Annotated in this window: 11 protein-coding genes and 1 pseudogene; 8 read left to right on the top strand and 4 right to left on the bottom strand. The window is 45.9% G+C overall.

Annotated elements, in window-relative coordinates; all coding sequences use genetic code 11:
• Positions 1-162: 162 nt before the first annotated feature.
• On the bottom strand, positions 163-480 hold the full coding sequence (locus CX651_RS19300; RefSeq protein WP_101057707.1) for a magnesium transporter CorA family protein: 318 nt from the start codon (positions 478-480) through the stop codon (positions 163-165).
• A 223-nt stretch (positions 481-703) separates the two neighbouring features.
• On the opposite strand from CX651_RS19300, the gene CX651_RS19295 reads away from it, so the two are divergent.
• Genes CX651_RS19295 through CX651_RS19285 form a run of 3 tightly spaced genes read left to right on the top strand, consistent with a single transcriptional unit; the run spans position 704 to position 3,613 of the window.
• Positions 704-1,198 carry a putative 4-hydroxy-4-methyl-2-oxoglutarate aldolase gene (locus CX651_RS19295; protein ID WP_101057705.1) on the top strand — a complete coding sequence of 165 codons (495 nt, stop codon included), beginning with the start codon at positions 704-706 and terminating at the stop codon, positions 1,196-1,198.
• 40 nt (positions 1,199-1,238) lie between these two features.
• Complete coding sequence (locus tag CX651_RS19290) at positions 1,239-3,074, top strand: AsmA family protein (RefSeq protein ID WP_101057703.1); 1,836 nt, start codon at positions 1,239-1,241, stop codon at positions 3,072-3,074.
• Positions 3,074-3,613, top strand: coding sequence for a BsuPI-related putative proteinase inhibitor (locus CX651_RS19285; RefSeq protein ID WP_101057701.1), 540 nt, complete (start codon positions 3,074-3,076; stop codon positions 3,611-3,613). The genes CX651_RS19290 and CX651_RS19285 overlap by 1 nt, the downstream gene beginning before the upstream one ends.
• Before the next feature lie 249 nt (positions 3,614-3,862).
• Here the strand turns inward: CX651_RS19285 and minE are convergent, their stop codons facing one another.
• Genes minE through minC form a run of 3 tightly spaced genes read right to left on the bottom strand, consistent with a single transcriptional unit; the run spans position 3,863 to position 5,628 of the window.
• A complete protein-coding gene (gene minE / locus CX651_RS19280; protein ID WP_039033258.1) occupies positions 3,863-4,123 on the bottom strand; it encodes a cell division topological specificity factor MinE in 261 nt (86 codons plus the stop codon).
• A gap of 3 nt (positions 4,124-4,126) precedes the next feature.
• Positions 4,127-4,936 (bottom strand): septum site-determining protein MinD, encoded by an 810-nt coding sequence (gene minD / locus CX651_RS19275; RefSeq protein ID WP_101057699.1) that lies wholly within the window; start codon positions 4,934-4,936, stop codon positions 4,127-4,129.
• Positions 4,937-4,962: 26 nt separating this feature from the next.
• Positions 4,963-5,628, bottom strand: coding sequence for a septum site-determining protein MinC (minC, locus tag CX651_RS19270; RefSeq protein ID WP_101057698.1), 666 nt, complete (start codon positions 5,626-5,628; stop codon positions 4,963-4,965).
• Positions 5,629-5,750: 122 nt separating this feature from the next.
• Here minC and CX651_RS19265 point away from each other — a divergent pair, with 122 nt between their 5' ends.
• The 5 genes and pseudogenes from CX651_RS19265 (at position 5,751) to CX651_RS19240 (ending at position 9,238) form a co-directional block, all read left to right on the top strand.
• Positions 5,751-6,038, top strand: coding sequence for a YcgL domain-containing protein (locus CX651_RS19265; RefSeq protein WP_101057709.1), 288 nt, complete (start codon positions 5,751-5,753; stop codon positions 6,036-6,038).
• Between the two features lie 15 nt (positions 6,039-6,053).
• The gene (locus CX651_RS19260) at positions 6,054-7,031 is read left to right on the top strand and encodes a lytic murein transglycosylase (protein WP_101057696.1); all 978 of its coding nucleotides are present in this window, start codon (positions 6,054-6,056) and stop codon (positions 7,029-7,031) included.
• Between the two features lie 47 nt (positions 7,032-7,078).
• Positions 7,079-7,519 carry a YcgN family cysteine cluster protein gene (locus CX651_RS19255; protein ID WP_101057694.1) on the top strand — a complete coding sequence of 147 codons (441 nt, stop codon included), beginning with the start codon at positions 7,079-7,081 and terminating at the stop codon, positions 7,517-7,519.
• 220 nt (positions 7,520-7,739) lie between these two features.
• Positions 7,740-7,898 (top strand): annotated as a pseudogene (locus CX651_RS19245) (ISAs1 family transposase); the annotation flags it as partial.
• Between the two features lie 380 nt (positions 7,899-8,278).
• Positions 8,279-9,238 carry a glycosyltransferase gene (locus CX651_RS19240; RefSeq protein ID WP_101057689.1) on the top strand — a complete coding sequence of 320 codons (960 nt, stop codon included), beginning with the start codon at positions 8,279-8,281 and terminating at the stop codon, positions 9,236-9,238.
• Positions 9,239-9,585: the final 347 nt, after the last annotated feature.

Here is a 9,585-nt window from a genome sequence, read left to right as displayed (position 1 = left end):
GGATGCTCACATCGATCTGTGATTTTTAACGTGACACAGAATTTTGAACACCCTCTCCTTGTCCCATAAAAAGAGAGGCGCAGATATTGACTGCGCCTCTCTGATATATCAAACAACTCTGGTATATCGAACAATACTGTAATCGATATTGAACTCACATCCTTACTTACTACCCTGATTGGCCATATAGACCAATACTTCATCATAGGACATGTTGAGTTCGCGGGATAAATTGATGACCTTGGTCTTAAAGGTTTGTACTTGCTCCTGTTTATGCAAGTTGTTTTGCGTTTCTTCAACCAATTCATTGACCGCTTCCTGAAGAAGCTTCAGACGCCTGAGGCTAAAGTCCAAAGACTTCAAATAGCGGGTCATCTGTTGTTTGTTTCTGGCTTGCTCAAGATCCGTTGAGTGTTTTTTTTCATATCCATATGCATCGAGTGCCGCAATAGCACTCTGCAAATCGAGATCTTTTGTCATGTATGTTCACTTAAAACGAAGTTTTGCCCGAAAGGGGGGGACAGGATAAAGGGATCGCAAAGCTGTCACCTGTAATAGTCTATAGTATATTTCTGAAATTACTCAAGCATTTCACCGTTTATTGGATGGGATAAATCTGGAGACAACTGTTCTGCTATCATGGAACTTGTGGTGACAGGATAAGGGCGTTAACCTAGAAAGCAGTATTTGCACGGAGGCCTATATGCTGGATTTGTTACCGGATCTCTTTGATCATTATGAAAATGATCTCACGTTGCTGCCATCTGTCTTTTGTCAGTTTGGTGGCAAATCGATTTTTTGGGGCGAAATCGTTACCGTCAGGTGTTTCGAGGATAACTCCAAGGTGAAACAGCTATTGGCAACCGATGGTACGGGTAAAGTACTGTTGGTGGACGGTGGCGCTTCTACCGCCAAGGCCCTTATGGGGGATCTCATTGTCCAGAGTGCTGTTGACCATGGTTGGCAGGGAGTGGTGATCTACGGCGCTGTGCGTGATGTTGCCACCTTGGCAACTATGCCGCTTGGGGTAAAGGCTCTGGCGGCAGTCCCCATTAAAACCGAGCGCAAGGGGGCCGGAGAAATAAACTGTGCACTTTGCATCGGTGATGTGCAGATAACCCCCGGCATGATGCTTTATGCTGACGATAATGGCATCGCAATTAGTCAAAATCCCCTGAATATGGCCTTTATCAGTTGAACAAGCGCCTTAGTCCTTATTGTTGAACAAGGAAACTATTATGAAAGTGGTTAAGTGGATACTGGGTATTTTCGCGGTATTGTTTCTCGGTCTGGTTGTGTATTTGACCTTGTTGTTTGATCCCAACGACTTTAAACCCCAAATAGTCGATGCGGTAAAAAAACAGACAGGGCGTGAATTGGTCATTAGTCAGGATCTCAATTGGACTTTTTTCCCGACACTGGGAATTGAATTGGGCGGTATCAGCCTGAGTAACCCGGATGGGTTTGATGAAAAACAGATGCTGGCGGTCAACCAGGTTGTCGCTGAAGTCGCTTTGATGCCGCTGTTTCGTAAAGAAGTGGAAATTGCCCAATTAAATCTCGATGGCTTGAAACTTGAGCTAGTTACCCAGAAAGACGGCCGCACCAGTCTGGATGGGCTCAGTGGTGACACAGGGACGGCCAAAGAGCAACCCAAGAATACCGAAGGCAGCGCTCAGGGATTGGCCAGTCTCAATATCGGTGGCATCAATATCACCAATACCCAGATTCATCTGCTCGACAAGCGCAGTGGCAGTGATCAAACCTTTGTGCTTGAGTCTCTGACCTTGGGCGAGTTTTCGCTGGGTAAATTTGCGCCTCTGGCTTATAAGTTCAGTGGCAATATGTCGGAGATGAAAATTGCCAGCGAGGGTAAAGGGCAATTGAAGATTTCAGCGGACATGAAGCAGTTGGAGATCACCGGCTTTGCCATTGAAAATCGCGTTGAAGGCAAGAGTATGCCCGGCGGAAGCCTGAGCGCCGCCCTGAATGCTGATGTAAAACTGGATCTTAATCGTCAAAACGCCGAGCTGGTATTGAGCAGTCTCAAGGTGGCCGATATTGAAGGCAAAGGGGATCTTAAAGTGGCTTTCGGCGGCAAGATACCGGATGTGAAAGCCAAGTTGGCTTTGGGGGAAATAGATCTCGACAAGTTACTGCCTGCCGGAGAAGAAGATAAAGCCGCCGCCAAAACTACTGAATCGGCAACGGCCGCCAAGGCCAGCAGTGAACCAGACTTGAGCGCGATGAAACAGGTCAATTTCGCCATGGATCTTGCTGTTAAGGCCATTAAGGTTGCCGGCTTGACCACTGAAAACTGGCAGATGGATCTGGCTCTGACCAATGGCGTGCTGGATATGAAGCAGCTCAGCGCTGATTTGTATCAGGGCAAACTGATGACCAAGGCGCAGCTTGACGGTCGCAACAAGGTTGCCAGCTACAATTTTGATACTCAGCTCAGCGGCGTCAAAATTCAACCTCTGCTCAAGGATGCGGCCGATTTGAAAATTCTTGCCGGAGCTACTGCGTTTAGTGTCAAAGGTAAAGGCAAGAGCTTGATCCCGGATAATATCAAGCAGAACTTGGATGCCAACGGTAAGTTTGAAATCAGTGATGGTGCGCTCTATGGGGTGAATATCCCATATATGATCCGCAGTGCTCAAGCCAAGCTTAAAGGTGATTTGTCGGCTCAGGACGAGGGTGAACGCAAGACAGACTTTTCCAGTCTGACCGGCAGTTTCAGTCTGAAAAATGGTGTGGCCAACAACCCGGATCTCGCTATGGCATCACCACTTATTCGCTTGGCGGGTGCAGGTAGTGCCAACCTTATCAGTGAACAGTTGGACTATAAGCTGAAAACCTCAGTGGTCGGTAGCCTCAAGGGACAGGGCGGCGAAGGCAAGAATGATCTGGCCGGTGTTGAAATCCCGTTGATGATTTCTGGTTCATTCCAGGAACCTAAATTTGCGCTCGATACTCAGGCATTGTTTGATTCCAAGCTCAAGGAAGAGACCGAGAAGGTGAAAGACAAGCTTAAAGAAAGCATCTTCAAGAAACTTGGAGGAGGTAATTGATGCGCGCCGTTTTGCCTTTGCTAGCGGTCTTGGCACTTGTTGGTTGCAGCGGCTCCAATGCCGCAACTACTCAGCCTGTGCCTCAAAAGAGCCCGACAGGGATAGAGGAACTCAGAATGCCGACACTGCACTTTGGTACCATCAAAAAAGCGCCGACACCGGCACTGTTTGAAGGTAAGCTGACATTTAGCGATGTGGTCGACAAGCAACCTTTGCAGGTGATGCTGGAGATCCATAATCCCAAAGAATACCCGATTGGGATTCGCTTCAATTCTGGGATGACGGCGGATCTTTGGTTGGTGGATGACAAGGAACAGCGAGTCTGGGCTTGGTCAGACGAAATGATGTTCACTCAAGCAATCAGAGATATCAGCGTTAAGCCGGGGCAGACACTGAAGGTGATGTTCAAGGTACCGGCCAAGACACTTGAGCGAATTGGCCCTGAGGGGTACAGCTTCCAGGCTCGTTTTGAAGGTAAACCTCTGGAATCCAGTGTGGCTGCTATGGCTATGTTGGAAGTGCCGGTTGCCAGGCGCTGATCCCCAGGGATAAATCAAATGCTGCTCTGGCAAAGCTGAAACTGAAATCCGATGATACAGACTCATCGGATTTTTTATGGGTGTTGTCGGCCGTTATCCAAAATTGCTTTTTACTGAAACCATCATTAAATAGCTTTTTGAGTGGGTTGCAATCAGTGTTTGGCAGAACGAGTTGTATTGGCAATGACCAGATAAGAAAATGCCGTCTCTTTACAGAAACGGCATTATTTATAAGGGTTTGCCCTTTAATCAGGGGCGTTCCGGCAGAGTCACATTGAGTTCGAGTACCGACAAGTTGTCATCGTTCTGATCCAACTGCACAGATACCTGCTCTTCAGAGATGTGCACATACTTGCGGATCACTTCAATTATCTCCTGCTTCATCTGCGGAAAGTAATCCGGTGCCCCGCGCTCACCGCGTTGATGGGCAACGATGATCTGCAAACGTTCCTTGGCGGTTGCCGCGGTGCTGCTTTTCTTGCTGCTTCTGAAATAATCGAGTAATGACATAATTTAGCTACCAAATATTCGTTTAAGGAATCCTTTCTTTTCTTCCGCGACAAAGCGTAGCGGAAGCTCTTCACCCAGCAGACGAGCCACTGTATCCTCATAGGCCTGCCCTGCATCGCTGTCATGATCTATGATCACCGGCACGCCAGAGTTGGAAGCCTTGAGCACTGCCTGGGACTCAGGAATAACTCCAAGCAGTTCTATTGCCAGGATCTCCTGTACATCTTCCACACTAAGCATTTCGCCGGTTTTCACCCTGGCAGGGGAGTAGCGGGTCAGCAGCAGATATTCCTTGATAGGCTCAAGCCCTTGTTCGGCACGGCGGCTACGGCTTTGCAGCATGCCTAGAATTCTGTCTGAATCCCTGACCGAGCTAACCTCAGGGTTGGTTGTTACTATGGCGATATCGGCAAAATAGAGTGCCATCATGGCGCCGGTTTCAATACCTGCAGGGGAGTCACAGATAATGTAATCAAAGTCTTTGCTCAAATCATCGAGTACCTTGCCGACACCTTCTCGGGTCAGGGCATCCTTGTCCCGGGTCTGGGATGCCGGTAAAACGAACAGTTTATCGCAGCGCTTATCTTTGATAAGTGTTTGATTTAGATTGGACTCACCGTTGATGACATTGACAAAGTCGTAAACAACCCGGCGTTCACAGCCCATGACCAAATCCAGATTTCTAAGGCCAATATCAAAATCGATAACGACAGTCTTATGTCCTTTGAGCGCCAAGCCGGTAGCGATAGCCGCGCTCGATGTGGTTTTGCCCACACCGCCTTTACCTGAGGTGACAACAATAATTTGTGCCATGTTCTATTTTATCCTTTCCATCTGCCTTATCCGGGCAGCGATTCAACGATTAATGACTCACCGCTGAGCCTGATACAACCACTCTTGGCGGTACAGTGTTGCTGCAGGTTTTCAGTCAACCAATACTGTCCCGCAATTGAAACCAGTTCAGCTTCCATGGACTGGGCCAGAATCACGGCATGTTTATCGCCGCTGGCTCCCGCCATGGCTTTACCACGCAGTGCCCCGTATACATGAATGCTACCATCAGCAATGACTTCAGCGCCATTCCCAACAGCGCCAAAAACGATTAAATCACCGTCTTTGGCGTATATTTGTTGCCCGGAACGCACGTTTTGTTTCACTATCTTGGTGACTCTCGGGGGAGGCGGTGGCAGTTCTGATTGCTTTCCCGCCTTGATACTGGCTAATCCCTGAGCTTTGGCGGCTTCATTGAGAGCCTTATCGGTTGCAGTTACCCCAACAATCACCAACTTTCTGTCGGTTAGTCCCTGGCGCAGTCCTTTGAGATCTATATCAGTGTCGCTAACTTGACTCAGGTTAAGCACCAATGGGGCATTGATAAAAAACTGCGGAGCCTGGGCGAGCTTGCCATCGAGCTCTTTGAAAAGGGCGCCCAGATCAGGGGTATTGATGTGAAGTACAGAGAGCGTAAAAGAAGAGCCTTTTAGCTCTAGACTAGGTTTTGGCATCCCGGCATCATTCTCCAGAAAATGAACAGTCAGATTGCGTGACAGCGTTATATTCCAAGGCGTCCATGTTATAGTGTGCCCCGATGAGTGGCAAGTTTGAACCCATGGAAATTGATACAATTATGATCTGTGCTGTCTATAAAAGCCTGAAAAAAGCCGACACCTATTTATTCGTTAACAAGAAAGGCCAGTTTGATGATGTACCTGCTCCCTTGATGCAGGTATTTGGGCCGCCACAACTGGTAATGCTATTGCCGCTGCAGAAAAGGCAACAACTGGGCATTGCTGATATTAACAAGGTAAAAGCAGACCTGGCAGAAAAGGGCTATTATTTGCAATTGCCGCCGCCTCAGGTGGATATGCTGAAGGAGCTGAGAGTTAGCAAGGGCTTGGATGATCACTCTGCTTAAGGAATAACGCGGTTTATGGATAGATTTTCCCTGGTGTTTATTTCACTGCTGGGTGTGGCGCTGCCCAATGTTTGCGTGGCGACTGAGGGCAGTTTCGAGCAGTATCTTGATATATTAAAACAGGACGCGGCAACGCAAGGGATAGATCAACTCACATTGGATAAGGCCTTCAGCCAAATAAAACTGTTTAAAAAGGCCTCCAATGATGATAAAGCCATTCCGAAGCCACCGCAGGATTTAGAACACTATATTCCCCGGATTATCAATGAAGAGATGGTGGTCAAGGGGCGAGTATTGGCTGAAGAGTATCGGCCGCTGTTGCTTGGGCTGGGCAAACAATACCGGGTGCAACCCAGGTTTATTTTGGCGCTTTGGGGACTCGAGTCGGATTTTGGCAATCAGCAAGGGAGTTATCCTGTGCTGTCTGTGACAGCGTCACTGGCCTATGAGGGGCAAGAGGCTTATCACAATGAGTTTATCTCGGCACTGAAAATCCTCGCGTCACAATCGCTTGAATCAAATGAGCTCAAGGGCTCCAGCACTGGCGCCATGGGACCTTTAGGGCTGATGCCAAGTGCCTATCTACAATATGGCAGCGACGGCGATGGCGACGGCAAGGTTGATATCTGGAATAGTTTCGCTGACGGTTTGGCATCTGTGGCTAACTACCTGCAGCAAGCAGGCTGGGATGACACCCAAACCTGGGGACGTCAGGTTAAAGCACCAGAGTCGATAGAGAATGACCAACTGGGTGTAGGTTATCAGGCGAGCTTCAGTCACTGGCAGCAATTGGGCGTTCGTCGTTACGATGGCAGTGATCTGCCAGGCAGAACTGATATGCAAGTGTCATTGATTATGCCCGATGGCAAACGTGGTCGACACTATCTCGTGTATCAGAATTATCGCGCATTGCGAAGCTGGCAGGATTCAGATTATTTTGCTTTGGCGGCGGCCTATCTTTCCGAACGGATCAAGTATCCACCCTCAAATTAGTGTAAAATAGCGTTCACGCAAGTTTTCAAGAACGAATCAACAAGTTTATGTCCTTTTGGTTAACCAAGACCCTGGCCGAAATGACTCCCGATGAATGGGAGTCTCTCTGTGATGGCTGCGGCAAATGTTGTCTCAATAAGCTCATCGATGATGAAACCGATGAACTCTACTATACTAACGCGGCTTGTAAGTTGTTGTCTGATAAAGATTGCAGCTGTATTCATTATGAAAAGCGCTTTGAATTTGTTCCCCAATGTACTGCGGTGACGGCGAATAATATCGGAGAGTTGGACTGGCTACCGGATAGTTGTGCTTACCGGCGTTTGTATAAGGGGCGACCATTACCCGCCTGGCATCCGCTCTTGACCGGTTCCAAGAATGCTATGCATGAAGTGGGGATGTCGGTGAAAGATAAGACATTGAGTGAAACTAAAGTCAGGGATCTTGAAGATCATATTGTACTTTGGCCACTGAAAGACTTGGATTAATATCATTTACAATAAAAAAGCCAAACAAATCATGTTTGGCCTAATGTGATGGTCTGCCCCCTCCTCAGCAATTATGCTGAGATTAGATTTGGACAGGAGGTAGATCATCATGTTTATTCAAGTACTCGGTATCGATTTAGGCAAGTCAAACTTATCCCTCCGCAGTATGTAAAGCCCTACGTCAAAGGTAACAAGAACTACTTCATTGATGCTATTGCTGAAGCAGCGCAGCCACTACATCCGCCAGTACTGGCGGATTGAGAACAGCCAGCATTGCGTGTTGGATGTTCTCTTTAAAGAAGATAACTCACGTATCACACTTGAAGACGCGGTGGAAAACATCGCCCTGTTCCGTCGCTTTGTCATGAACCTCCGAAAGTGAGCGTCTCAGAGAATCTCATTTCCATAAAACTGTCGTTATTTATCAGAGACTGACTCCCAATAGCGTGCTTCTTGCTGCTCGGAAAGTGTTTAGGATGTTCTATATTCGCTTATTCGTCTTGGTATTTGTTGCTGTTTTGTGATGCAACTTGTCCGCTGGGTGGTTGCAGGCGTGAATAAGTGTTTTCAAATGTTTTGTGTTAATTAAATGTTTTGATTATGTTTTTGTTTTTTTTGGGTTTCCTTGTTGTTGTATGAGTTTTTGAGGTGCTTTTGAATTGATTTAAAATATTAATTCACTTTTGATGGTGGCTGTCTTAAATTGAGCAGGATTTGAAATCCTTCTACCTTTAGCTACCAGTTTTAGTCAGGCTAGAGTTGGTTGCCAGAGGTAATGAAGTTGAAGTTTGGAATTTAGGTGAGCAAAATAAAACGGATTTGGAATGTTGGTCATCATGGGTCAATGTTAAGAAAATTAGCAAGATTAAACTTTTGCTTTTTAAGCGCTCCGTTGTTAAGGGAGAAGTGATGGTTCTTGTGAATAATGCCGCAAGTCGTTACGCTCCGGTAAAAGGGGTTGTTTCTATTATTCATGGTGATCCCTTGTATAAGTTCAAATGCAATAAATCTTTAGTAAGTAAGTTCAAGGAACTTGTTAAAGTAAAGTTTTCTCTAGGTCGCAGGAAGGTTGTTTTTATTTCTAAAAAACTTGGTGATGAGATTAATGGGTTTATTAAATATCCAGTAAAACATATACCAAATCCTTTTGAACCTGCTGTAATTCAGGCCAAAGCTAATGAACCTTTGACTATGAGTTTACCAGAAAATTTCATTTTACATGTTGGTCGGATTGCACCAGAGAAACGTCAGGATTTACTGTTAAAAACTTATATTGATAACAAAGAATTACATCATTCAACGGACTTGGTTTTTGTCGGGGCTGAGCCTAAGCATGATGGTCCTATTACCCGTAAATTGCACAGAATACTCGATCAATGTGATATTAGTCATCGCGTACATTTTTTAGGTGAGCTTAAAAATCCATGGAATATCATGAAGAAAGCTAAGTGTCTTGTGTTGTGTTCAGAGTTTGAGTCTATGGGGTATGTTTTGCTTGAGGCCATGGCACTTAGAATTCCTATTGTAGCGACAGAAGCTGTAGGTCCACTTGAGGTATTAGGAGAAGACTTTGCGGGATTGGTTAAAGAAGGTGAGGATCTAGGCATTAGAATTGAAGACGCACTGAATCATCCTGAGAGATTTATTAAGGAGTTACCTTCTAAATATAATAAAGATGAGGTGGTTGAAAAGTTTGAATGCTTTATTAAATCACTATAAATTTAAATATTTTTTGCTGACTTGAATTTTTATTTTGGCAGGAATGTGGCTACGTCTAAAAAATAAATATTTAAATGATTGGCTTGTATTCTCAGAATACCCCTTTATTGGGAATGAATGCGATTGATCGCCTAGTCAACCAATGGTATTGCATTTTCGTTAAAGAATTATCTTGAATGCATGGATTATGCCTGGCGGTGTATTCGCAATGATAAACGTGTCGCTATTAGTGAAAAGAGCGCCAAGCTGTAGGTGTGGTGAATATCCATCATGATAACTGGCCCAGGCTTACGAGGGTGTTCAAAATTCTGTGTCACGTTAAAAATCACAGATCGATGTGAGCATCC

Source organism: Shewanella chilikensis (assembly GCF_002836945.1).
Taxonomy (GTDB): domain Bacteria; phylum Pseudomonadota; class Gammaproteobacteria; order Enterobacterales; family Shewanellaceae; genus Shewanella; species Shewanella chilikensis.
This window is presented reverse-complemented; position numbering and strand designations above follow the sequence as displayed.

Excerpts from the sequence above, each read along its gene's own strand:
- minD (WP_101057699.1), bottom strand. The coding sequence starts at position 4,936 with ATGGCACAAATTATTGTTGTCACCTCAGGTAAAGGCGGTGTGGGCAAA.
- CX651_RS19260 (WP_101057696.1), top strand. The coding sequence starts at position 6,054 with ATGGATAGATTTTCCCTGGTGTTTATTTCACTGCTGGGTGTGGCGCTG.
- CX651_RS19300 (WP_101057707.1), bottom strand. The coding sequence starts at position 480 with ATGACAAAAGATCTCGATTTGCAGAGTGCTATTGCGGCACTCGATGCA.
- CX651_RS19290 (WP_101057703.1), top strand. The coding sequence starts at position 1,239 with ATGAAAGTGGTTAAGTGGATACTGGGTATTTTCGCGGTATTGTTTCTC.
- minC (WP_101057698.1), bottom strand. The coding sequence starts at position 5,628 with ATGCCAAAACCTAGTCTAGAGCTAAAAGGCTCTTCTTTTACGCTCTCT.
- CX651_RS19285 (WP_101057701.1), top strand. The coding sequence starts at position 3,074 with ATGCGCGCCGTTTTGCCTTTGCTAGCGGTCTTGGCACTTGTTGGTTGC.
- CX651_RS19295 (WP_101057705.1), top strand. The coding sequence starts at position 704 with ATGCTGGATTTGTTACCGGATCTCTTTGATCATTATGAAAATGATCTC.
- CX651_RS19265 (WP_101057709.1), top strand. The coding sequence starts at position 5,751 with ATGATCTGTGCTGTCTATAAAAGCCTGAAAAAAGCCGACACCTATTTA.
- minE (WP_039033258.1), bottom strand. The coding sequence starts at position 4,123 with ATGTCATTACTCGATTATTTCAGAAGCAGCAAGAAAAGCAGCACCGCG.
- CX651_RS19255 (WP_101057694.1), top strand. The coding sequence starts at position 7,079 with ATGTCCTTTTGGTTAACCAAGACCCTGGCCGAAATGACTCCCGATGAA.